Origin of the sequence: Enterobacter sp. JJBC (assembly GCF_036936505.1) — a bacterium.
Taxonomy (GTDB): Bacteria; Pseudomonadota; Gammaproteobacteria; order Enterobacterales; family Enterobacteriaceae; genus Enterobacter; species Enterobacter hormaechei_C.
On the sequence record NZ_CP136935.1, the window covers coordinates 4,287,245 to 4,312,224 of the forward strand.

Below are 24,980 nucleotides of genomic sequence, written 5' to 3' on the forward strand. Positions count from 1 at the left end.
CATGTCGGCGGGTAGCGCTGCGCTTACCCGCCCTACATAAGATTATTTCGCTCCATAAACCCTTCCCCACCCAACTGACGCATCTGGCGCATAATCCACGCCTGGCGGCTTCGCACGTAGCCTGACGGGGTGCTGGCCTTAAAACGCAGCGGGTTCGGCAGCACGGCGGCAAGGAGTGCCGCTTCGGACATAGTCAACCTGCTGGCGGGCTTGCCAAAATAGCGCTGCGATGCCGCTTCGACGCCAAACACGCCGTCACCAAACTCCGCGATATTCAGGTAGACGGTCAAAATGCGTTTTTTGCTCCACACCGTCTCGACCCCCAGCGTCAGCCCGGCCTCCAGCCCTTTTCTTACCCAGCTGCGACCGTCCCATAAGAACAGATTTTTTACCGTCTGCTGAGAAAGCGTTGACGCGCCGCGGACGCGGTTTTCATGACGTTCATTATGATCCAGCGCCTTCTCAATAGCCGCCACGTCAAAACCCCAGTGCTCCGGGAATTTCTGATCTTCTGCCGCAATGACCGCCAGCCCCATCCACGGGGAGATTTCATCCATGCCGACCCAGTCTGAGTGGGCAACATAGCCAAAATCACCCGAGAGCCAGGCGCTAATCTGCCGCTCTGCCATCACGGCGGAGAACGGGACGGGCAGGATGCTGAACAGCGCAATGCCTCCGCCCCAAAAAACGGCCAGGACCAGCACAATACGCAGCAGGATCCGTTTTAACCACCCGCCAGGGGATAATTTACGACTCATTCGGTAAGAACCAGCACTCTGTCCACCAGCTTTTCAATGCCTGCGGCAGCCTCAGCGATATTCTGCGCCAGCATATACGCCGGCGTGGTGATGATTTTGTTGTCCTCATCCACCACAATGTCGTCGACCGGGCATGGCACGTGCTCGCCGCCCATATCCTCAATAATTTCAGCGGTATCAATGTCGGTTCCGATCGTGAGCCGCAGCGGGAAATCAAAAATTTTCGGCAGCATGGCTGGCGCAATGCAGATAAAGCCCTGCGGCTTACCTGCTGCATGCATCGCCAGCGATAGCGCTTTCAAATCGGGATCGACATGGCACGCCGCGCCTTCTGTTGCAAACGTGCTCAGGTTTTTTGCCGCGCCAAAGCCGCCCGGCACGATGAGCGCATCAAGTTCAGCGGCATCGGCCTGTGCCAGCGGATGAATATCTCCACGCACAATACGTGCTGCTTCAATCAGCACGTTACGGCTTTCCGCCATTGGCTCGCCGGTAAGATGATTCATTACGTCTGCTTGAGTTTTATCCGGCGCGAAGCAGAGAACGTCTGCCCCCTGCCGCGATAATGCCAGCAGCGTTAATACGGTTTCGTGTATCTCTGAACCATCGTAAACGCCACATCCGCTCAGCACGACACCCACTTTCTTCATTCTGACGATCCTTCTAAGCAACTCGCTGAAGCACATTAAAAATTCTGATTAAAACGCTATGCTTCACACATTTCACTGATTCATGTAACAAACTGTTTAAGATTTGCTATCTTATCTGCGTGCGGCCTCAATTTTCAGGCGGCGTCCATGCGAAAACAACCCACAAAAATCAGGCGCAGCCACGATTTCCCTGGTGTTGGCGCAGTATTCGCGCACCCCGGTATAGCCGGGGTCATTTTTTTCTGGCATCTACCCAGGCTTTCAGCACTGCCACATCGTTTTGCCACTCCTGTTTCATCTCTTCGACCCAATCACCTACATTATCTTCCCAGGCAGGTAAATCAGGCGACTGAATCTGTTGGCCCAGTTGCTGGAGATGACGTAACCCGACCGATCCTGCCGCGCCTTTGATTTTATGTCCCTCTTCGACGATGCCCTTCTGGTCACGCGCCGTCAGGTTGGATTCGAGCACGTTCAGATAGCCCGGCATCATTTTTTCGAACACGGCCAGGCCATCGGTGATCAGTTTTGGTCCTACCAGATCGATATACTGCTCCAGCATGGCGGTATCCAGTATCGTTTGGGCTTTGGCGCTATCAACAGACGTCATGGTGCTCTCCTCTTCATCACAGGTATCCCAGAACTTCTTGATCATCGCCGTCAGGGCAGGTACCGCCAGCGGCTTGCTGAGCACATCGTCCATTCCGGCCTCGAGGTACTCTTTTTTATCTTTCAGCACGTTTGCGGTCAACGCCACCAGCGGCGGCAGCTCGTCAGGAGCATATTTGCGCGTCAGCTCGCGGGAGATATCCAGTCCGGTCATGTCCGGTAGCTGAATATCGAGCAGCACCAGGTCGTACTCGCCCGGCGTGAACATCTCCAGCGCGGCTTTGCCGGTCATCGCCACATCCACGCTGTTACCGAGTTTTTCCAGTACCGACCGGGCGACAATGACGTTCAGCTCAATATCTTCCACCAGCAGGACGTGCAGGGCTGGCAGCGGCATATCATCGTTCTCAAACGTATCTTCCACCTCTTCCGCTACGGCAGGCGCATGGACGGTAAGCGTAAAGGTGGAGCCTTTACCCGGCTGGCTGGCAACGGTGATATCCCCGCCCATACTTTTCGCCAGACGTTTCGACACCGCCAGGCCAATGCCCGTACCGGTCGCCGGTTTACCGCCGTGGCTGTCTTTAACCTGATAATACATGGCGAAGATCTTATCCTGCTCTTCCTGAGGAATGCCGATACCCGAGTCCTCAACTTCAAAGTGCAGCATGTCGCCTTCGTCATAGCGAATGCGCACCGCAACCTGCCCCTTCTGGGTAAACTTCACGGCATTGCTGATGAGGTTCCACAGGATCTGCCGCAGCCGCGTGCCGTCCGTCACCACTTTATGCGGCAGCGGCAGCGTCGGCTCCATCACAAAGCTCAACCCTTTTTGCTGGGCCTGCAAACCTGACAGGTTCTCCAGGTCTGCGAGGAAGCCGGTAAAATCAACCGGCTGGTTGTCGAGCTGAACTTTACGGCGCTCCATCTTATCCATGTCGATAATATCATTGAAGATATTGCCCAGCGTGACCGCCGAGACGTGGATCGTTTTGAGGTATTTTTCCTGCTCGCTGGTCAGCTCGGTATCCAGCAGAATGCGGCTCAGCCCCACAATGCCATTCAGCGGGGTGCGCAGTTCATGGCTGATGGTGGAGATGAAGGTTGTTTTATCCCGGCTGGCGCGCTCCAGCGCATCCTGATAGCGCTTACGCTCAGTGATATCACGGCCAAAGCCCATCAGACCATGACGTTTACCCACCCGGTCGTAATAAGGTACTTTGCGGATCTCAAAGCAGGCTTTGCGCCCGTCGGGGTAGTCCAGCCACTGCTCATAGGTCAGCGAAACGTTATGGCGGAAGACCTTTTCATCCGTCTCCATCACTTTTGCTGCCGCCTCTTCGGAATAGACATCCTGAGGTTTCAGGTGTATCAGCTGTTTTTCGCTTTTCCCGGTCAACAGTTCCATGGCCCGGTTACAGCCGGAGAACTCTTTATCTTCATTACGGTAGAACACCAGATCCGGCGACGCATCGAGGAACGAGCGCAGGAAAGAGGATTGCTGTTCAAGCTGGATCTGCGTGACTTCGCGCTCTTTCATCTCAATTTTCAGCTGCTCAAGCGTGGTCTGACGCTCGGCTTCCGCCTTCTCACGGTCTGAAATTTCCTGATTCAGCTGGGCAATGTTGTCCTTGAGCTGAACGTTGAGTTTAAGATCGCGCTCGCGCATCTCTTCCAGCTTATCCACCAGTTTCGATAAACGCTGTCGGGACTCTTCCAGCTGCTCAACCACCACGGAGAGGAAATAGACCGCCCATGGGGTGATCAGCAGGCCAAAGAAAATAGAGCGGATCACGTCGATGCTCTCGACCTGACCATGCAGAACCATGGTCACGGCCATTTGCACGACAATGGCCAGAACGACCAGCGCCAGCGCCAGCAGCATGGAAAAACGCACCAGCCCGAGCTTCATCATCAGGTCGACGTAGTACTGGGCCAGCATTCGAATTTGCTTCATAGAGGATCCCTTCACGACTTTATCGCTCAATAATACTCAAATTCACGGCGAGGCGTTGAAGGTTGTGAGAAAAAGTGCGGGGTGAAACAGGAGATTAGCCTCGCCCCCGGGCTAGCGGGAGCGAGGAAGACGTTTTATCAGGAGCGTTTTAGCAGCATCCAGAGGCTGATCAGGAAGAAACTGGCGCTCGGCAACAGCGCGCCGATAATTGGCGGAATGCCATACACCAGTGTCAGCGGACCGAAAATCTGATCGAGGACGTAGAACACGAAACCAAAGCTGATACCAGTTACCACGCGGACCCCCATCGGCACGCTACGTAGCGGTCCAAAGATGAACGACAGCGCCATTAGCATCATCACCGCCACGGACAGTGGCTGGAAGATTTTGCTCCACATGTTGAGCTGGTAACGCCCCGCATCCTGTCCGCTCGATTTCAGATACTTCACGTAGTTATGCAGACCGCTGATGGAGAGCGCATCGGGATCGAGCGCTACCACGCCAAGCTTGTCCGGCGTCAGGTTGGTTTTCCAGGTACCGCTTACGGTCTGCGAACCGGTGATCTGTTTCGGGTTCGTCAGGTCAGATTCATCAACCTGGGATAACCGCCACAGCTTGTTGTTCGCATCAAATTTAGCGGAGGCGGCATAACGCACCGACTGCAAACGACGATCGTTGTTGAAGGCGTAGATGCTCACGCCGCCCAGTTCATCGTCCCCTTTCACGCGTTCGATATAGACGAAGTTCTGACCATCTTTCGCCCATAACCCCTGCTGCGTGGAGAGCAGCGAACCACCGTACATAGCCTGAGCACGGTAGTTACGCGCCATCTGTTCGCCCTGCGGCGCGACCCATTCGCCAATCGCCATGGTCAACAGCACCAGCGGGATCGCGGTTTTCATTACCGACAGCGCAACCTGCATACGGGTAAAGCCAGATGCCTGCATCACCACCAGCTCGCTACGCTGAGCCAGCATCCCCAGGCCCAGCAACGCCCCCAGCAGGGCCGCCATCGGGAAGAAGATCTGCACATCTTTTGGTACGCTGAGCAGGGTGTACATCCCGGCACCCAACGCATCGTAACTCCCTTGCCCGGCTTTTTTCAGCTGGTCGACAAATTTGATAATGCCCGAGAGCGACACCAGCATGAACAGGGTCATCATGATGGTGGTGAAAATCGTTTTACCGATATAGCGGTCAAGTACGCCAAACGCCTGCATTAGATGGCTCCTTTACGCGTAAACCGGGCACGAAGACGACGCACAGGCACCGTGTCCCACAAGTTGAGTCCGACTGCCAGCAGCAGATACAAACCATTCACGACCCAGGTCCAGATCATCGGGTCAATTTTTCCTTTCCCGCCGTTAGACTTGATTGAGGTTTGCAGCAGGAAGAACACCAGATACAGCAGCATCGCTGGCAGCATCGACAGCACGCGGCCCTGGCGCGGGTTCACCACGCTCAGCGGAACCACCATCAGCGCCATCATAAATACGGTGAATACCAGCGTGATACGCCAGTGCAGTTCAGCACGCGCACGATCGGTATCGGTATTCATTAAGGTGCGCATATCCATCTGCTCAGTATCCGTTGGATCGAGCGCGACGGCCTGATGACCAATGATGGCCTGGTAGTTCTGGAAATCGGTAATACGGAAGTCGCGCAGCATAGCCGTGCCTTCGAAACGCGTTCCTTTGTTCAGCGTGACAACCTGAGAGCCGTCTTTACGCTGAGACAGCTGACCGGAGTCCGCCACCACCACAGAAGGCCGAGCGTTACCTTTCGGGCGCAGTTGAGCAAGAAACACGTCATTGAAGCGGTTGCCATCGACGCTTTCGATAAACAGCACGGAGTTACCGTCGGTCGCCTGCTGGAACTGCCCCTGCGCCAGCGCCGCCAGCCCCGGGTTAGCTTTTGCTTCCGCCAGCACCTCATCCTGATGACGAGAGGAGGTCGGCCCCGCCCACATGACGTTAACCGCGGCAACAATGCCCGTAAACAGCGCCAGCACCATGGCTGCTTTTACCAGTACGGCTTTACTGAGGCCGCAGGCATGCATCACGGTGATTTCACTTTCGGTATAGAGCTTACCCAGGGTCATCAGCAGACCAAGGAACAGGCTTAACGGCAGGATAAGCTGCGCCATTTCCGGCACGCCAAGCCCGAGCAGGGAAAGCACCAGATTCGTTGGGATTTCGCCATCAACCGCCGCGCCGAGGATCCTGACCAGCTTCTGACAGAAAAAGATCAGAAGGAGGATAAAGAGGATCGCCAGTTGGCTCTTCAGCGTTTCCCGAACCAGATATCTTATGATTATCACTTTAAATACGCCCGTTAAAACTCGTCTTATGCAGGAATTTAGCTTGTTTCATGGCTTAAACGTCATTTATTCTCTTGAGTCGTCGAAATCATCGCTAAGATTAAAAAACCCGGCGGATTCGCGCTTCATGACATTTATTGACGTGTCGAAACCGTAGTAACGTAAGATTAACACGAAGTCACCACAACGGCGGACATGAGTTACGAAAGGTTTCAATTCTATCCGTAGCCGCCGCCGTTGTCTTTAAGATTCAGGAGCGTAGTGCATGGAGTTCAGTGTAAAAAGCGGTAGCCCGGAGAAACAGCGGAGTGCCTGCATCGTTGTGGGCGTCTTTGAACCACGCCGACTCTCCCCGATCGCCGAGCAACTCGATAAAATCAGCGACGGCTATATCAGCGCCCTGCTGCGCCGTGGCGAACTGGAAGGCAAACCAGGGCAGACCTTGTTGCTGCACCATGTTCCGAACGTCCTGTCCGAGCGTATTCTGCTGATTGGCTGTGGTAAAGAACGTGAGCTTGATGAGCGCCAGTACAAGCAGGTTATTCAGAAAACCATTAATACACTGAATGATACTGGTTCGATGGAAGCCGTCTGCTTCCTGACGGAGCTGCACGTTAAGGGCCGCAACACGTACTGGAAGGTGCGCCAGGCCGTCGAAACCGCAAAAGAGAGCCTCTACAGCTTTGATCAGCTGAAGACCACCAAAAGCGAGCCGCGTCGCCCGCTGCGTAAAATGGTCTTTAACGTGCCAACCCGTCGCGAGCTGACCAGCGGCGAGCGCGCCATTCAGCACGGTCTGGCCATTGCCGCCGGTATCAAAGCGGCAAAAGATCTTGGCAATATGCCGCCAAACATCTGTAACGCCGCGTACCTGGCGTCTCAGGCGCGCCAGCTGGCTGACGCCTACAGCAAGAACGTTATCACCCGCGTTATCGGCGAACAGCAGATGAAAGAGCTGGGGATGCACTCTTATCTGGCGGTCGGTAACGGCTCCCAGAACGAATCCCTGATGTCAGTCATTGAGTACAAGGGCAATCCGTCTGAAGATGCGCGTCCGATCGTGCTCGTCGGTAAAGGGCTGACCTTCGACTCAGGCGGTATCTCCATCAAGCCTTCAGAAGGCATGGATGAGATGAAGTACGACATGTGCGGCGCGGCGGCGGTTTACGGCGTTATGCGCATGGTCGCGGAACTTCAGTTGCCCATCAACGTGATCGGCGTGCTGGCGGGCTGCGAAAACATGCCTGGCGGCCGCGCTTATCGTCCTGGTGATGTGCTGACCACCATGTCCGGCCAGACCGTTGAGGTGCTGAACACCGACGCCGAAGGTCGTCTGGTACTGTGCGACGTGCTGACCTACGTTGAGCGTTTCGAACCTGAAGCGGTGATTGACGTGGCTACACTGACCGGCGCCTGCGTGATTGCGCTGGGGCATCACATCACCGGCCTGATGTCGAACCACAACCCGCTGGCGCATGAACTGATCGGCGCGTCCGAACAGGCCGGCGACCGCGCGTGGCGTCTGCCGCTGGGGGACGAGTTCCAGGAACAACTGGAGTCTAACTTCGCAGACATGGCAAACATCGGCGGTCGTCCTGGCGGGGCGATTACCGCGGGCTGCTTCCTGGCGCGCTTTACCCGCAAGTACAACTGGGCGCACCTGGACATCGCGGGGACCGCATGGCGCTCCGGAAAAGCCAAAGGCGCGACCGGACGTCCGGTGGCGCTGCTGTCGCAGTTCCTGCTCAATCGTGCGGGTTTTAACGGCGACGAGTAATGATAAACGCCGGGTGGCGCTACGCTTACCCGGCTTTGCATTTAAATCCACGACAAGAAACCCCATATATGAAGAATGCAACGTTCTACCTTCTGGACAATGACACCCATCAGGATGGCCTCAGCGCCGTTGAACAACTGGTGTGTGAAATTGCCGCAGAACGTTGGCGCGCAGGTAAACGCGTCCTGATTGCCTGTGAAGATGAGCAGCAAGCAATTCGCCTGGATGAAGCGCTATGGGCGCGCCCGCCGGAGAGTTTTGTTCCGCATAACCTGTCGGGCGAAGGTCCACGCGGCGGGGCACCGGTGGAGATTGCCTGGCCGCAAAAACGCAACAGTAGCGCGCGCGATATTCTCATTAGCCTGCGGACAGACTTTGCAGATTTTGCCACCGCTTTCACAGAAGTGGTAGACTTTGTCCCTTACGAAGAATCTTTGAAACAACTGGCGCGCGAACGCTACAAAGCGTACCGCCTGGCCGGTTTTAACCTGAATACGGCAACCTGGAAATAATGGAAAAGACATATAACCCACGCGATATCGAACAGCCGCTTTACGAGCACTGGGAACAGCAGGGCTATTTCAAGCCTAACGGCGACGAAAGCAAAGAGTCCTTCTGCATCATGATCCCGCCGCCGAACGTCACCGGCAGTTTGCATATGGGGCATGCTTTCCAGCAGACCATCATGGACACCATGATCCGCTACCAGCGCATGCAGGGTAAAAACACCCTGTGGCAGGCGGGGACTGACCACGCGGGTATCGCGACCCAGATGGTGGTTGAGCGTAAAATTGCCGCTGAAGAGGGTAAAACCCGCCACGACTACGGTCGCGACGCGTTCATCGACAAAATCTGGCAGTGGAAGGCAGAATCCGGCGGCACCATTACCCGTCAGATGCGCCGCCTCGGCAACTCCGTGGACTGGGAGCGCGAGCGCTTCACCATGGACGAAGGCCTGTCCAACGCCGTGAAAGAAGTCTTCGTCCGTCTGTACAAAGAAGACCTGATTTACCGCGGCAAACGCCTGGTCAACTGGGACCCGAAATTGCGTACCGCCATCTCTGACCTGGAAGTGGAAAACCGCGAGTCTAAAGGCTCCATGTGGCACATCCGCTATCCGCTGGCAGACGGTGCAAAAACCGCAGACGGCAAAGATTATCTGGTGGTGGCGACCACCCGTCCGGAAACCCTGCTGGGCGATACCGGCGTGGCCGTTAACCCGGAAGATCCGCGTTATAAAGATTTGATCGGCAAATTCGTGGTGCTGCCGCTGGTGAACCGCCGTATTCCGATTGTGGGCGACGAACACGCCGACATGGAAAAAGGCACCGGCTGCGTGAAAATCACCCCAGCGCATGACTTCAACGACTATGAAGTCGGTCGTCGTCATCAACTTCCGATGATCAACATTCTGACCTTCGACGGCGATATCCGCGAAAGCGCAGAAGTGTATGACACCAAAGGCAACGAGTCCGACGTTTATTCCAGCGACATCCCGGCTGAGTTCCAGAAGCTAGAGCGCTTTGCCGCGCGTAAAGCCATCGTAGCCGCCGTTGACGCGCTCGGCCTGCTGGAAGAGATTAAGCCTCACGATCTGACCGTGCCGTACGGCGACCGTGGCGGCGTAGTTATCGAGCCAATGCTGACCGACCAGTGGTACGTGCGTGCCGACGTGCTGGCGAAACCGGCTGTGGAAGCGGTTGAGAACGGCAGCATTCAGTTCGTGCCGAAGCAGTACGAAAACATGTACTTCTCCTGGATGCGCGATATTCAGGACTGGTGTATTTCCCGTCAGCTGTGGTGGGGTCACCGTATCCCGGCGTGGTACGACAACGAAGGCAATGTCTACGTTGGCCGCACCGAAGAGGAAGTGCGTCAGGAAAACAACCTGGGCGCTGACGTTGCCCTGCGCCAGGATGAAGACGTGCTGGATACCTGGTTCTCCTCCGCGCTGTGGACCTTCTCTACCCTCGGCTGGCCGGAAAACACCGACGCGCTGCGTCAGTTCCACCCAACCAGCGTGATGGTCTCCGGCTTCGACATCATCTTCTTCTGGATCGCCCGCATGATCATGATGACCATGCACTTCATCAAAGACGAAGACGGCAAGCCGCAGGTTCCGTTCCATACCGTTTACATGACCGGCCTGATCCGCGACGACGAAGGCCAGAAGATGTCCAAATCCAAGGGTAACGTTATCGACCCGCTGGATATGGTGGACGGTATCTCTCTGGAAGAGCTGCTGGAAAAACGTACCGGCAATATGATGCAGCCGCAGCTGGCGGAGAAAATCCGCAAGCGTACCGAGAAGCAGTTCCCGAACGGGATCGAATCTCACGGTACCGACGCCCTGCGCTTCACCCTGGCGGCGCTGGCCTCCACCGGCCGTGACATCAACTGGGATATGAAGCGTCTGGAAGGTTACCGTAACTTCTGTAACAAGCTGTGGAACGCCAGCCGCTTCGTGCTGATGAACACCGAAGATCAGGATTGCGGCTTCAATGGCGGCGAGATGACCCTCTCCCTGGCAGACCGCTGGATCCTGGCGGAATTTAACCAGACGGTGAAAGCGTTCCGCGACGCGCTGGACAGCTACCGCTTCGACATCGCGGCAGGCATCCTGTACGAATTCACCTGGAACCAGTTCTGCGACTGGTACCTGGAGCTGGCGAAGCCGGTCATGAACGGTGGTTCTGAAGCGGAACTGCGCGGCACGCGTAATACGTTGATTACCGTTCTGGAAGGTCTGCTGCGCCTTGCGCACCCGATCATTCCATTCATTACCGAAACCATCTGGCAGCGCGTGAAGGTGATTGCCGGTATTAATGCCGATACCATCATGCTCCAGCCGTTCCCGGCATTCGACGCCGCGAAAGTGGATGAAGCCGCGTCTGCGGATACCGAGTGGCTGAAACAGGCGATCGTTGCGGTACGTAACATCCGCGCGGAAATGAACATCGCTCCGGGTAAACCACTGGAACTGCTGCTGCGCGGTTGCAGCGAAGCTGCCGTTCGTCGCGTCACCGAGAACAACACATTCCTGAAAACCATGGCGCGTCTGGAAAGCATCACCGTGCTGCCTGCCGATGACAAAGGTCCGGTTTCCGTGACCAAAATCATCGACGGCGCGGAGCTGCTGATCCCGATGGCGGGCCTGATCGACAAAGACGCGGAGCTGGCGCGTCTGGCGAAAGAAGTGGCGAAAGTCGACGTGGAAATTGGCAAAATCGAAAGCAAACTGGCGAACGAGGGCTTTGTGGCCCGCGCGCCGGAAGCGGTCATCGCCAAAGAGCGTGAGCGTCTGGTTGCCTTCGCCGATGCGAAGACCAAACTGATCGAGCAGCAGGCGGTTATCGCAGCCCTGTAATGCTTTTACCCCTTACGCTTCAGGGCGTAAGGGGTATCCTTCCTGAAAACTCCTCGCTTGCACTCCCCTTTCTGCGGTGCTATTAACAGCAGTTGTGTGTCAATTTTTGTCATGAGTAAAGCTATGAGCGTGATTACCCCCGTCGCGACGACAATGCGTCGGATCACTAAGCAGGACAACCCGGCTATCGCCGCAGTTATCCGCACGGTTTCTGCCGAATATGGCCTGACCGCCGACAAAGGCTACACCGTGGCCGACCCCAATCTGGACGAACTTTTTCAGCTGTACAGCCAGCCGGGTCATGCCTACTGGGTCATTGAACAGGACGGCCAGGTCGTGGGCGGCGGCGGCATTGCCCCACTGCTTTGCAGCGAGCCGGATATCTGTGAACTTCAGAAAATGTATTTCCTGCCAACGATACGCGGACAAGGCCTGGCGAAAAAGCTGGCGCTGGTCGCCCTGGAACATGCACACTCACAGGGCTTTAAACGTTGCTACCTCGAAACCACCGCTTTCCTTAAAGAGGCCATTGGCCTGTATGAGCATCTGGGCTTTGAGCATATCGATGCGCCACTGGGCTGCACGGGCCACGTGGACTGCGAAGTCAGGATGCTGAAAAGTCTGTAAGTTTCTTTCCTGCCGTCTTCTGTTAAGCGTCTGTAAACTGAATGCTCTACACTCACAGTTCACACCAAAACAGGGGAAACGCGATGTCGAAGATAAAAAGCTACGCCGCACCGCAGGCGGGTGCAGAACTTGAGCTGTACGAGTACGATGCGGGCGAACTAAAAGCGGAAGACGTCGAAGTACAGGTTGATTACTGCGGGATCTGCCACTCGGATCTCTCGATGATCGACAATGAATGGGGCTTTTCCAGCTATCCGCTGGTTGCCGGGCACGAAGTCATTGGCCGCGTCGTGGCGCTCGGCAGCGCCGCGCAGGACAAAGGGCTGAAAGTGGGCCAGCGCGTGGGTATCGGCTGGACGGCACGCAGCTGCGGTCACTGCGATGCCTGTATCAGCGGCAACCAGATCAACTGCCTTGAGGGCGCAACGCCGACCATCCTTAACAAGGGCGGTTTCGCCGATAAGCTGCGCGCCGACTGGCAATGGGTTATCCCGCTGCCGGACAGCATTGATATCGAATCCGCCGGTCCGCTGCTGTGTGGCGGCATCACCGTCTTTAAGCCCCTGCTGATGCATCACATCACCGCCACCAGCCGCGTGGGCGTGATCGGTATTGGCGGGCTGGGGCATATTGCCATCAAGCTGCTGCACGCGATGGGCTGTGAAGTCACGGCGTTCAGCTCTAACCCGGCGAAAGAGCAGGAAGTGCTGGCCATGGGTGCGGATAAAGTGGTGAACAGTCGCGACCCGCAGGCGCTCACCGCCCTGGCAGGCCAGTTTGACCTGATCATCAACACGGTAAACGTCGATCTCGACTGGCAGCCGTACTTTGAAGCGCTGGCCTACGGCGGTAACTTCCACACCGTGGGTGCGGTGATGAAGCCGCTGCCGGTTCCGGCGTTTACCCTGATCGGCGGGGATCGCAGCGTGTCAGGCTCCGCGACCGGTACACCGTACGAGCTGCGCAAGCTGATGAAGTTTGCCGGACGCACAAAAGTGGCACCCACCACCGAGCTGTACCCGATGTCAAAAATCAACGAAGCGATCCAGCACGTGCGCGACGGCAAAGCCCGCTACCGCGTGGTGTTGAAAGCGGATTTTTGATGTGACATTGCCGGGGAATGTGCGGCCTGATGCCCTCACCCCAACCCTCTCCCTCAAGGGAGAGGGGGCCGTCTGTGCAGGCATTATTTTGTGGGGATCCCTCAGCTCACAGGGAGAGGGCGCAAACACTAAAAACGGTAACGGTTGTTACCGTTTTGCATCTACCATGGTCTTAAAAACTTCCGCCACCGCGACTGCCCCCGGATCCATCACCCCGTCCAGATTCTCTTTATTCACATACGACGAGCGTCCCGCGCCGGCTTTCGCCATTTTTGCCGTTGCTTCGGCGCCCTGCTGCGCGGCCTGCGCTGCCGCCTGAATATTGCCTTTCTGTAACGCCTCCAGCGCCGGTTGCAGCGCATCGATCAGCGTACGATCGCCGAGATCCGCGCCGCCATACTGCTTCATCTGCGCAAGTCCGCTCAGCAAGGCTTCAGGTAGCGGCTGTCCATCGTGAAGCTTTTGTCCTGCCGCCGTGAAGAAGATCGACATCAACACCCCACTCGATCCGCCCATCACCGTTGCCAGCCGCTCGCCTACCAGCAGGAGTAATGTCGGCACGTCGTTAAGGGGCAGGTTGTTCTCCTCAAGTCGCTGCGCAATATCCCGCGCCCCTTGCGCAAAAGTGGAGCCCGTGTCGCCATCGCCTACTTTGGCATCCAGCGCGTTAAGGCGGTTTTCCAGCTGAATCAATGTTTTCGTTACCGAGGCGACGGCCTCGCTCACCTCCGTATTGTCCGACGGGGCATATTCCACGCGATCATGAAGGGCGCTATGTGGGACGGTACGCAGGGGCGCGAACGCCACGGGCTTCTGCCAGCCCAGCGTCTCGACCTCGGCGTGAATCGCCTTCTCGAAGAAATCGTTGAGCTTTAGCAGCGTTAACGAAAAGCCTTTCATATCCAGCGCACTCACCAGCGGCGCCGGGCCAATCAGATACGCAATGTTCTCTTTCAGCGCCGAGTGCGCCAGCTCTTTGGTCAGCAGCGCCATCTCCAACGCCGATACGCCACCAAGATTGTTAATCAGCACCGCAAAACGCCCTTCCCCCGCCTGCGCGCGTAACGGCGTCACCAGCGTGTCGATAATGGCTTTGCTGTTTTGCGTATCCACGACGGAAGCTCCCGGCTCGCCGTGAATGCCCAAACCCAGCTCGACATGGCCTTGTTTAATGCGCCCCCCTTCATCATCGCTGCCCGGCAGGTTGCACGTTTGCATCGCCACGCCCAGGCTCCAGAGGTTATCGCAGGCCTGTTGCGCAATATCCCGCACGTCGTTTAGCGATTTCCCCTGCTCTGCCGCATATCCCGCAATTTTATGCACCAGCGCCGTTCCCGCGATACCACGCGGCTGCTTGTTATCCGGCAGGGCGATATCATCCGCCACGATAACCATCTCGACCTTAAGGCCGTAGCGTTTGGCTTTTTCCGCCGCCAGGCCAAAGTTAAGCCGGTCGCCGGTGTAGTTTTTCACAATCAGCAGGCAGCCACGGTCGCCCGTCACCGCCACAATGGCATTGAGGACCGCATCCACGCTTGGGGAGGCGAACAGATCGCCACACACCGCTGCGGTAAGCATGCCTTTGCCGACGAACCCGGCATGTGCCGGTTCATGGCCGGAGCCGCCACCGGAGATCACCGCCACGCGACTTTTATCCCAGTCGCCGCGAGCCACCACGCGGATGGCCGGATCGATATCCAGTTTGACGAGATTACCGTGCGGCGCGGAGAGAAGTATGCCTTCAATGGCATCGTTGACAAGCTGTTTGCGGTCGTTAAAAAAGAATCTGGACATAGTTTCCCAAAATTTTGTTTACCGTATGCAAAAGCATAGTCCGCACTGGATAATGCGCCGCAAAGTGAGGAATTTACGCAGACATTTTGCCGTCAGGTTGCCTATACTCCACCCAGGACTACGAGAGGACGTGCATCATGAGTACACCATTGCTAATCGCCAGGACGCTGGAAAAAGAGCTGTTTTTACTGCCCGCGATGGCGAACCGTCATGGCCTGATCACCGGCGCGACCGGGACGGGAAAAACCGTTACCCTGCAAAAGCTGGCTGAGTCGTTGTCAGAGACTGGCGTGCCGGTTTTTATGGCTGACGTGAAGGGCGATTTAACTGGGGTGGCTCAGGAAGGTGCAGCGTCAGAAAAACTGCTTGAGCGCCTGAAAAATATCGGTATCACGGACTGGACGCCGCACGGTAATCCGGTGGTGGTCTGGGATATCTTCGGCGAAAAAGGGCATCCGGTGCGTGCCACCGTCTCCGACCTCGGCCCGCTGCTGCTGGCTCGTCTGCTTAACCTCAACGACGTGCAGTCCGGGGTACTGAACATTATCTTCCGTATCGCCGACGATCAGGGGCTACTGCTGCTCGACTTCAAAGATCTGCGCGCCATCACCCAGTACATTGGCGATAACGCCAAATCCTTCCAGAACCAGTACGGCAATATTAGCAGCGCCTCAGTGGGCGCCATTCAGCGCGGGCTCCTGACGCTGGAGCAACAGGGCGCCGAACACTTCTTCGGCGAGCCAATGCTGGATATCAAAGACTGGATGCGTACCGACAGCAGCGGCAAAGGCATCATCAACATTCTGAGCGCAGAGAAGCTCTACCAGATGCCGAAGCTTTACGCCGCCAGCCTGCTGTGGATGCTCTCTGAACTGTACGAACAACTGCCGGAAGCAGGCGATCTGGAAAAACCCAAACTGGTGTTCTTCTTTGACGAAGCGCACCTGTTGTTTAACGACGCGCCGCAGGTGCTGCTGGATAAAATTGAACAGGTTATCCGCCTGATCCGCTCCAAAGGCGTCGGGGTCTGGTTTGTGTCGCAAAACCCGTCGGATATTCCGGACAACGTACTGGGGCAGTTGGGTAACCGCGTGCAGCACGCCCTGCGCGCCTTTACGCCGAAAGATCAGAAAGCGGTGAAAGCCGCGGCGCAAACCATGCGTGTCAATCCGGCCTTTGATACCGAAACCGCCATTCAGGCGCTGGGCACCGGTGAAGCGCTGATTTCGTTCCTCGATGCAAAAGGCAGCCCGACAGTTGTCGAGCGCGCGATGGTGATTGCGCCCTGCTCGCGCATGGGTCCGGTAACGGACGATGAACGCAACGGCCTGATTAACCACTCCCCGGTGTACGGAAAGTATGAAGACGAGGTGGATCGCGAATCGGCGTTCGAGATGCTGCAAAAAGGGGTGCAGGCGACTGCCGAATCGCAGGATGCGCCTGCCGCAAAAGGGCAATCTGTTGCCGTGGACGACGGCATTCTCGGCGGGCTGAAAGATATTCTGTTCGGCAGCACCGGGCCACGCGGTGGCAAACGCGATGGCGTGGTTCAGACCATGGCAAAAAGCGCGACGCGTCAGATTACCAACCAGATAGTACGCGGCATGCTGGGAAGTCTGCTAGGCGGCCGTCGCCGGTAGCGGGGGAACCCACGGGCGGCCAAGCGCCGACCCCTGTACGCCGTTCTCCTGTAGATAGCGGTTGATTTCCAGCATCCCCGTCCAGCGGTTCTCACACCATAGCGGTGCCAGAAGCGTTGGACGGCGGGCGCTTGCCGAGATGCGGTGGTAAACAATCTCCGGCGGCGTATGGCGAATCATTTCCCCCGCAGTCACCGTATACTCGTCGAGTTCGATACCACATAACCGCCCCGCTTCCCAGGCTTTCGCCATTATGCTGCCCTTCACGATATGCAGCGGATGCAGCTTAATGCCATCCACGCCGGTCTCAACGACTTTTTCCAGCGTTTCCAGCCCGTGCTGCTGCCCTTCTCCCGGCAAGCCGACAATCAGATGCGAGCAGACTTTTAATCCACGCTCGCGGGCGAGACGCGTGGTGCGCTGATAGCAGGCGAAATCATGCCCGCGATTGATACGGTGCAGGGTTTTGTCATGCGCGGTCTGCAAGCCCAGCTCTAGCCAGATCTCGTAGCCCTTCTCTTTGTACTCGCTAAGTAAATCCAGCACGGCGTCCGGCACGCAGTCCGGACGCGTCCCCACGCACAGCCCGACAATGTTCGCTTGAGCAACCGCCTGCTGATACATCGAGCGCAGCACCTGCACCTCCGCCCACGTGCTGGTATAGGCCTGGAAATAGGCCAGATACTGCTTCGCGCGGTTCACCAGACTCGCCTGATGGGCGAGCTGTTCAGCGATAGATTTATGCTGCTGGGCCTCGTCAGCAAACGAGGCCACGTTACAGAAGGTGCAGCCACCACGCCCGATGGTGCCATCGCGGTTCGGGCAGCTAAAGCCGCCGTGCAGCGTCAGTTTATGAACCTTTTGTCCGTAGCGCTGCAAAAGATCCCCACCAAACATATTGACTAATTTCTGTAACTGCATAATCTGATAGACCGTCCCGAAGAAAGGGGACAAGCCTGCCATTTTTAGCCTCTGTCGGCGATGACCTGGATCAATCGCCCTGGACGGCTTTTATCTATTTGAATAAATAATCACGATTACCGACATTTCATTCACCCTGAACGTAATTACTTTTCCTTATGTTCTGATGGTTTTTTTCATTTATAGCGCCAGGACTGAAAAACAGTGATTTTATGCGGCATTGAATGCAACACCAGATTAATATTCTGCTATAAATCTGCATTTCAGCACGCTGCATCGATAATACCGCTTTCATATAGTGAGTCAGATCACACTCCCCTGCACCTGCCCGGTGCTTTAAGCGGTTGTAAAAATAGTTAAATACACAATAAAAACAATTAGATAATAACGCTTTAGCACATTTTTGTATAAATAAGATTGCCATTTGACCTGTGTACCAATTCCCGATAAGTTGGAAATCCGCTGGAAGCTTTCTGGATGAGCGGCCTGCTCATCATATTTATGCAGTAATTGAGATTCCCTCTGAAGCAAGTCCTCAAACTTGTTTACCTGCGCAAAAGGATGAAAAAGAGGGCGAATGCGAGGTCCGCGTATGAAACGCTAACCCCGTCGCCATGCTCTTTCTGCGCCTGTGCGCCACGGTAAAGTTCAGTGGGAAGCCCGACGAGCCTGGGGAGGTTCACTGATATGTTGTACGATAAATCCCTTGAGAAGGATAACTGTGGTTTCGGCCTGATCGCCCACATAGAAGGCGAACCTAGCCACAAGGTAGTGCGTACTGCTATTCACGCACTGGCCCGTATGCAGCACCGTGGCGCCATCCTTGCCGATGGTAAAACCGGCGACGGTTGCGGCCTGCTGCTGCAAAAACCGGATCGTTTCTTCCGCATCGTGGCGGAAGAGCGCGGCTGGCGTTTAGCCAAAAACTACGCTGTCGGTATGCTGTTCCTGAATCAGGATCCAGAAAAAGCTGCCGCGTCACGCCGCATCGTTGAAGAAGAACTTCAGCGTGAAACCCTGTCGATTGTCGGCTGGCGCGATGTGCCAACCAACGAAGGGGTGCTCGGTGAAATCGCCCTCTCCTCGCTGCCTCGTATTGAACAGATTTTCGTCAACGCGCCTGCGGGCTGGCGTCCGCGTGATATGGAACGCCGTCTGTTTATCGCACGCCGCCGCATTGAAAAACGTCTCCAGGACGATAAAGAGTTCTACGTCTGTAGCCTCTCTAACCTGGTGAACATCTATAAAGGTCTGTGTATGCCGGCTGACCTGCCGCGCTTCTATCTGGACCTGGCGGATCTGCGTCTGGAATCGGCCATTTGCCTGTTCCACCAGCGCTTCTCCACCAACACCGTTCCACGCTGGCCGCTGGCTCAGCCGTTCCGCTACCTGGCGCACAACGGTGAGATCAACACCATTACCGGCAACCGCCAGTGGGCTCGCGCCCGTACCTATAAGTTCCAGACCCCGCTGATCCCGGACCTGCACGATGCCGCACCGTTCGTCAACGAAACCGGCTCGGACTCCAGCTCCATGGATAACATGCTGGAGCTGCTGCTGGCGGGCGGGATGGATATCGTGCGCGCCATGCGTCTGCTCGTGCCACCGGCCTGGCAGAACAACCCGGATATGGACCCTGAGCTGCGCGCGTTCTTCGACTTTAACTCCATGCACATGGAGCCGTGGGACGGCCCGGCGGGCATCGTGATGTCCGACGGTCGTTTTGCCGCCTGTAACCTGGACCGTAACGGTCTGCGTCCGGCGCGCTACGTTATTACTAAAGACAAGCTCATCACCTGCGCCTCTGAAGTCGGGATCTGGGATTACCAGCCTGACGAAGTGGTCGAAAAAGGCCGCGTCGGTCCGGGCGAGCTGATGGTGATCGACACCCGCGGTGGGCGTATTCTGCATTCCGCCGAAACCGACAACGATCTGAAGAGCCGCCATCCGTACAAAGAGTGGATGGAGAAAAACGTGCGTCGTCTGGTGCCGTTTGAAGATCTGTCGGACGAAGAAGTGGGCAGCCGCGAGCTGGACGATGACACCCTCGCGAGCTTCCAGAAGCAGTTTAACTACAGCGCGGAAGAACTGGACTCGGTTATTCGCGTGCTCGGCGAAAACGGCCAGGAAGCGGTCGGCTCAATGGGTGACGATACCCCGTTTGCCGTGCTTTCCAGCCAGCCACGCATTATTTACGACTATTTCCGTCAGCAGTTTGCGCAGGTCACTAACCCGCCAATAGACCCGCTGCGCGAAGCCCACGTCATGTCGCTGGCCACCAGCATCGGCCGTGAGATGAACGTATTCTGTGAAGCCGAAGGCCAGGCGCACCGTCTGACCTTTAAATCACCGATCCTGTTGTACTCCGATTTCAAACAGCTCACCACCATGACCGAGGAGCACTATCGCGCCGACACGCTCGATATCACCTTCGACGTGACCGAAACGAGCCTCGAAGAGACGGTGAACGCGCTGTGCGACAAAGCCGAGCAGATGGTACGTAACGGCACCGTTCTGCTGGTGCTGTCTGACCGCAACATCGCGAAAAACCGTCTGCCGGTGCCTGCACCCATGGCGGTGGGGGCTATCCAGACGCGTCTGGTGGACAAGAGCCTGCGCTGCGATGCCAACATCATCGTTGAAACCGCGAGCGCGCGCGACCCGCACCACTTTGCGGTGCTGTTAGGCTTTGGCGCCACGGCGATTTATCCGTACCTGGCCTACGAAACGCTGGCACGCCTGGTAGATACCCGCGCGATCGACAAAGACTACCGTGCTGTGATGCTGAACTACCGTAACGGCATCAACAAAGGTCTGTACAAGATCATGTCCAAAATGGGCATCTCGACCATCGCCTCTTACCGCTGCTCGAAGCTGTTTGAAGCGGTCGGCCTGCATAACGAGGTCGCCAACCTCTGCTTCCAGGGCGTGGTCAGCCGTATCGGTGGCGCTGGTTTTGCTGACTTCCAGCAGGATCTGGTTAACCTGTCGAAACGCGCCTGGCTGGCACGTAAGCCGCTGGAACAGGGCGGCCTGCTGAAATATGTCCACGGGGGTGAGTATCACGCTTATAACCCGGACGTAGTGCGCACGCTGCAACAGGCGGTGCAGAGCGGCGAGTACAGCGATTATCAGCAGTATGCTGAGCTGGTGAACAACCGTCCCGCGGCGACGCTGCGCGATCTCATTGCCCTCAATCCGGGTGAGGAAGCGGTCAGCATTGCCGAGGTTGAACCCGCGTCTGAGCTGTTCAAACGCTTCGATACCGCGGCGATGTCCATCGGCGCGCTGAGCCCGGAAGCCCACGAAGCGCTGGCGGAAGCCATGAACAGCATCGGCGGCAACTCCAACTCCGGCGAAGGCGGTGAAGATCCGGCCCGCTACGGCACCAACAAAGTGTCCCGTATCAAGCAGGTGGCGTCCGGTCGCTTTGGCGTAACGCCTGCGTACCTGGTTAACGCCGACGTGATCCAGATTAAGGTCGCTCAGGGGGCAAAACCGGGTGAAGGCGGTCAACTGCCGGGTGATAAAGTCACCCCGTACATCGCTAAGCTTCGCTACTCGGTGCCAGGCGTGACGCTGATCTCCCCGCCGCCGCACCACGATATTTACTCTATCGAGGATCTGGCGCAGCTGATTTTCGACCTGAAACAGGTCAACCCGAAAGCGATGATCTCCGTGAAGCTGGTTTCCGAACCGGGCGTTGGCACCATTGCCACCGGCGTGGCGAAAGCCTATGCGGATCTGATCACCATCGCCGGTTACGACGGCGGCACCGGCGCAAGCCCGCTCTCCTCCGTGAAATATGCGGGCTGTCCGTGGGAGCTCGGCCTGGTGGAAACCCAGCAGGCGCTGGTCGCTAACGGCCTGCGTCACAAGATCCGTTTGCAGGTGGACGGTGGGCTGAAAACCGGCCTCGACATCATCAAAGCGGCGATTCTGGGAGCGGAAAGCTTCGGCTTTGGTACCGGCCCAATGGTTGCGCTCGGCTGTAAATACCTGCGTATTTGCCACCTGAACAACTGTGCAACGGGCGTTGCTACCCAGGACGAAAAGCTGCGTAAGAACCACTATCACGGCCTGCCGTTCAAAGTGACTAACTACTTTGACTTCATCGCCCGTGAAACCCGCGAGTTGATGGCGCAGCTGGGCGTGAAGCGTCTGGTGGATCTGATTGGCCGTACCGACCTGCTGAAAGAGCTTGAGGGCTTCACGGCCAAGCAGCAGAAGCTGGAGCTGTCCAAGCTGCTGGAAACCGCTCAGCCGCATCCTGGCAAAGCGGTTTACTGTACCGAGAACAACCCGCCGTTCGATAACGGCGTGCTGAACGCACAGCTGCTGCAACAGGCGAAGCCGTATGTGGATGAGAAGCAGAGCAAAACGTTCTGGTTTGATATCCGCAACACCGACCGTTCCGTGGGTGCGTCTCTCTCCGGTTACATCGCGCAAACGCACGGTGATCAGGGTCTGGCGTCGGATCCGATTACCGCGCATTTCAGCGGTACCGCGGGTCAGAGCTTCGGCGTGTGGAACGCGGGTGGCGTTGAGTTATACCTGACCGGTGATGCCAACGACTACGTCGGAAAAGGCATGGCGGGCGGTCTGCTGGCGGTGCGTCCTCCGGTTGGTTCAGCCTTCCGCAGCCATGAAGCAAGCATCATTGGCAATACCTGTCTGTACGGTGCAACCGGCGGTCGTCTGTTTGCCGCGGGCCGTGCGGGCGAGCGTTTTGCGGTGCGTAACTCCGGCGCCATCACCGTGGTGGAAGGCATCGGCGATAACGGCTGTGAATACATGACGGGCGGAATTGTGTGCGTCCTGGGTAAAACCGGCGTGAACTTTGGCGCGGGCATGACGGGCGGTTTTGCCTACGTCCTGGATGAAGACGGTGAGTTCCGCAAACGCGTGAACCCTGAGCTGGTGGAAGTGCTGGACGTTGATACTCTGGCCATCCACGAAGAACACCTGCGCGGCTTAATTACCGAACACGTGCAGCATACCGGTTCTTCGCGCGGCGAAGAGATCCTGGCCAACTGGCCGGCGTTCTCTGCGAAATTCGCGCTGGTTAAGCCGAAGTCCAGCGATGTTAAAGCCCTGTTGGGTCACCGTAGTCGTAGCGCAGCAGAGCTGCGCGTGCAGGCGCAGTAAGGAATTCAGATGAGCCAGAACGTTTACCAGTTTATCGACCTTCAGCGTGTTGATCCGCCAAAGAAACCGCTGAAGATCCGTAAAATTGAATTTGTTGAAATCTATGAGCCGTTTTCAGAAGGCCAGGCCAAAGCACAGGCAGACCGCTGCCTGTCCTGCGGTAACCCTTACTGCGAATGGAAGTGTCCGGTCCATAACTACATCCCGAACTGGCTGAAGCTGGCCAACGAAGGGCGTATTTTTGAAGCCGCCGAGCTGTCTCATCAGACCAACACCCTGCCGGAAGTGTGCGGCCGCGTGTGCCCTCAGGATCGTCTGTGTGAAGGATCCTGTACGCTGAACGACGAGTTTGGCGCGGTGACCATCGGCAACATCGAACGCTATATCAACGATAAAGCGTTCGAGATGGGCTGGCGTCCGGATATGACCGGTGTGCGTCAAACCGACAAGCGCGTGGCGATTATCGGCGCGGGCCCGGCAGGCCTGGCCTGTGCGGACGTGCTGACCCGTAACGGCGTGAAGGCGGTGGTCTTCGATCGCCACCCAGAGATTGGCGGCCTGCTGACCTTCGGTATCCCGGCCTTCAAGCTGGAGAAAGAGGTCATGACCCGCCGCCGCGAAATCTTCACCGGCATGGGCATTGAGTTCAAACTCAACACCGAAGTGGGCCGCGACGTACAGCTCGACGACCTGCTGAAAGATTACGACGCCGTGTTCCTGGGCGTGGGAACCTATCAGTCCATGCGCGGTGGTCTGGAGAACGAAGATGCGCCAGGCGTGTACGACGCGCTGCCGTTCCTGATTGCGAATACCAAACAGCTAATGGGCTACGGCGAGACCGCCGATGAGCCGTTCGTCAGTATGGAAGGCAAACGCGTGGTGGTGCTGGGCGGCGGTGATACCGCGATGGACTGCGTGCGTACCTCCATTCGTCAGAATGCGGCGCATGTCATCTGTGCCTACCGTCGTGACGAAGAGAACATGCCGGGTTCTAAACGCGAAGTGAAAAACGCGCGTGAAGAGGGCGTCGAGTTCCAGTTCAACATTCAGCCTCTGGGTATTGAAGTGAATGCCAACGGTAAAGTGAGCGGCGTGAAGATGGCGCGCACGGAGATGGGTGCGCCAGATGCGAAAGGCCGTCGTCGCGCGGAGATCGTGGCCGGTTCTGAACACGTGATCCCGGCTGACGCCGTGGTGATGGCGTTTGGTTTCCGTCCTCACAGCATGGAGTGGCTGGCGAAGCACAGCGTAGAGCTGGACTCTCAGGGCCGCATCATTGCGCCAGAAGGCAGCGACAACGCGTTCCAGACCAGCAACCCGAAAATCTTCGCCGGTGGCGACATCGTTCGTGGCTCTGACCTGGTGGTCACGGCGATTGCCGAAGGCCGTAAAGCGGCTGATGGGATCATGAACTTCCTCGAAGTGTAAATAATAATGCCCGGCAATGCCGGGCATTATTTTTATATTCTGCCAGTTTCTGAATATTACAGATACTTGATGGTAAACGTTGCCTGACCATCCATGTTGGTATCATCAGTAATAGCCAGCGTATTGGTATCCTGAATCGCAGCAGAAACCGCCATCGGAATGACCAGGTTTTTAAACGCAACTGGCGCGGTGCTGCCAACTGTAGCAACGGATACAATCTGGCTACCGTCATTAACCATCAGTGTGCCGTTATCAGACCAGCTGGTGCCGTTGTCTGCGCTGTAGATCGCCCCAACAGTGGCACCATCAGCAGTAATCGTGTCGTTTTTCACGAAAATGGTGTAGTTACCGATGTTAACGTTTCCTGCGGTCTTATTCAGACCAAACATATTGAGCGGCTGAATAATATCGTTACCGTTACCCGCACCATCTTTAACCATAATGTTTGGCGCAGTACCAGTACGGTCGTCAGAAACGCTAAAGCCCGCTTTGGTCAGCGCAGGGCAGGTAATAGAAAGAGAGAAATCTTTCTGGCCCAGCTGGTTAATAGCAGTGGTGTTCAGGGCTGACAGGTGGATCGTACCGTAATCTACCACGCCACCGCCGCTGATTTCAGGGGTGCAACTGCTATTTGTCAGAACGCCTGTGACTTTCAGTACGGCGGTGTCTGCGGCAAAGGCAGAAGATACAAACATGACAAGCATAGAAGCCAATACAACTTTTTTCATTTGTTAATTCTTAACGTTAATGTAAATGTTCTTTCTGCTTTTAATAAAGTGGGCTACTCTCGCTATTAAAAACAGAATTTTCTAAACAAAGAGGGAAGTTACTCCCTCTACATATTCAAACCTAAATAATCCGCTGTAAGCGTAAATGCTAAT

The 24,980-nt window shown here is 56.5% G+C and carries 16 protein-coding genes; 8 read left to right on the forward strand and 8 right to left on the reverse strand.

Features of this window, described 5'->3' with window-relative positions:
- Positions 1-32: 32 nt before the first annotated feature.
- From mtgA to lptF, 5 genes are all read right to left on the reverse strand, one after another.
- Positions 33-758, reverse strand: a complete 726-nt coding sequence (mtgA, locus tag RY075_RS20630; RefSeq protein WP_003861874.1) for a monofunctional biosynthetic peptidoglycan transglycosylase — start codon at positions 756-758, stop codon at positions 33-35.
- Positions 755-1,408: an isoprenoid biosynthesis glyoxalase ElbB gene (elbB, locus tag RY075_RS20635; protein ID WP_003861876.1), complete on the reverse strand. Its 654-nt coding sequence runs from the start codon at positions 1,406-1,408 to the stop codon at positions 755-757. Before elbB ends, mtgA begins: the two co-directional genes overlap by 4 nt.
- A gap of 232 nt (positions 1,409-1,640) precedes the next feature.
- Positions 1,641-3,974 (reverse strand): aerobic respiration two-component sensor histidine kinase ArcB, encoded by a 2,334-nt coding sequence (gene arcB / locus RY075_RS20640; RefSeq protein ID WP_000809803.1) that lies wholly within the window; start codon positions 3,972-3,974, stop codon positions 1,641-1,643.
- A 137-nt stretch (positions 3,975-4,111) separates the two neighbouring features.
- Positions 4,112-5,194 carry an LPS export ABC transporter permease LptG gene (gene lptG / locus RY075_RS20645; protein WP_001147540.1) on the reverse strand — a complete coding sequence of 361 codons (1,083 nt, stop codon included), beginning with the start codon at positions 5,192-5,194 and terminating at the stop codon, positions 4,112-4,114.
- Positions 5,194-6,294: an LPS export ABC transporter permease LptF gene (lptF, locus tag RY075_RS20650; protein WP_003861881.1), complete on the reverse strand. Its 1,101-nt coding sequence runs from the start codon at positions 6,292-6,294 to the stop codon at positions 5,194-5,196. Before lptF ends, lptG begins: the two co-directional genes overlap by 1 nt.
- 265 nt (positions 6,295-6,559) lie before the next feature.
- Here lptF and pepA point away from each other — a divergent pair, with 265 nt between their 5' ends.
- The 5 genes from pepA (at position 6,560) to RY075_RS20675 (ending at position 13,168) form a co-directional block, all read left to right on the forward strand.
- Entirely contained in the window at positions 6,560-8,071 is a 1,512-nt protein-coding gene (gene pepA / locus RY075_RS20655; protein ID WP_003861882.1) for a leucyl aminopeptidase, read from the forward strand.
- 68 nt (positions 8,072-8,139) lie between these two features.
- Entirely contained in the window at positions 8,140-8,583 is a 444-nt protein-coding gene (holC, locus tag RY075_RS20660) for a DNA polymerase III subunit chi (protein WP_003861884.1), read from the forward strand.
- The gene (locus tag RY075_RS20665) at positions 8,583-11,438 is read left to right on the forward strand and encodes a valine--tRNA ligase (RefSeq protein WP_017382726.1); all 2,856 of its coding nucleotides are present in this window, start codon (positions 8,583-8,585) and stop codon (positions 11,436-11,438) included. Before holC ends, RY075_RS20665 begins: the two co-directional genes overlap by 1 nt.
- A gap of 123 nt (positions 11,439-11,561) precedes the next feature.
- Entirely contained in the window at positions 11,562-12,065 is a 504-nt protein-coding gene (locus tag RY075_RS20670) for a GNAT family N-acetyltransferase (protein WP_058659852.1), read from the forward strand.
- 83 nt (positions 12,066-12,148) lie between these two features.
- On the forward strand, positions 12,149-13,168 hold the full coding sequence (locus RY075_RS20675) for an NAD(P)-dependent alcohol dehydrogenase (RefSeq protein WP_003861889.1): 1,020 nt from the start codon (positions 12,149-12,151) through the stop codon (positions 13,166-13,168).
- Between the two features lie 147 nt (positions 13,169-13,315).
- Here the strand turns inward: RY075_RS20675 and RY075_RS20680 are convergent, their stop codons facing one another.
- Positions 13,316-14,962, reverse strand: a complete 1,647-nt coding sequence (locus RY075_RS20680; RefSeq protein WP_022651917.1) for a dihydroxyacetone kinase subunit DhaK — start codon at positions 14,960-14,962, stop codon at positions 13,316-13,318.
- 137 nt (positions 14,963-15,099) lie between these two features.
- On the opposite strand from RY075_RS20680, the gene RY075_RS20685 reads away from it, so the two are divergent.
- Positions 15,100-16,602, forward strand: a complete 1,503-nt coding sequence (locus RY075_RS20685) for a helicase HerA-like C-terminal domain-containing protein (RefSeq protein ID WP_022651918.1) — start codon at positions 15,100-15,102, stop codon at positions 16,600-16,602.
- Here RY075_RS20685 and RY075_RS20690 read toward each other — a convergent pair.
- Positions 16,582-17,523 (reverse strand): TIGR01212 family radical SAM protein, encoded by a 942-nt coding sequence (locus RY075_RS20690; RefSeq protein WP_096888951.1) that lies wholly within the window; start codon positions 17,521-17,523, stop codon positions 16,582-16,584. The genes RY075_RS20685 and RY075_RS20690 overlap by 21 nt on opposite strands.
- Before the next feature lie 687 nt (positions 17,524-18,210).
- On the opposite strand from RY075_RS20690, the gene gltB reads away from it, so the two are divergent.
- A complete protein-coding gene (gene gltB / locus RY075_RS20695; protein WP_047054288.1) occupies positions 18,211-22,671 on the forward strand; it encodes a glutamate synthase large subunit in 4,461 nt (1,486 codons plus the stop codon).
- A gap of 9 nt (positions 22,672-22,680) precedes the next feature.
- Positions 22,681-24,099 (forward strand): glutamate synthase subunit GltD, encoded by a 1,419-nt coding sequence (gene gltD / locus RY075_RS20700; RefSeq protein WP_017382721.1) that lies wholly within the window; start codon positions 22,681-22,683, stop codon positions 24,097-24,099.
- Between the two features lie 56 nt (positions 24,100-24,155).
- Here gltD and RY075_RS20705 read toward each other — a convergent pair whose 3' ends face one another.
- Positions 24,156-24,827, reverse strand: coding sequence for a DUF1120 domain-containing protein (locus tag RY075_RS20705; RefSeq protein WP_032607996.1), 672 nt, complete (start codon positions 24,825-24,827; stop codon positions 24,156-24,158).
- Positions 24,828-24,980: the final 153 nt, after the last annotated feature.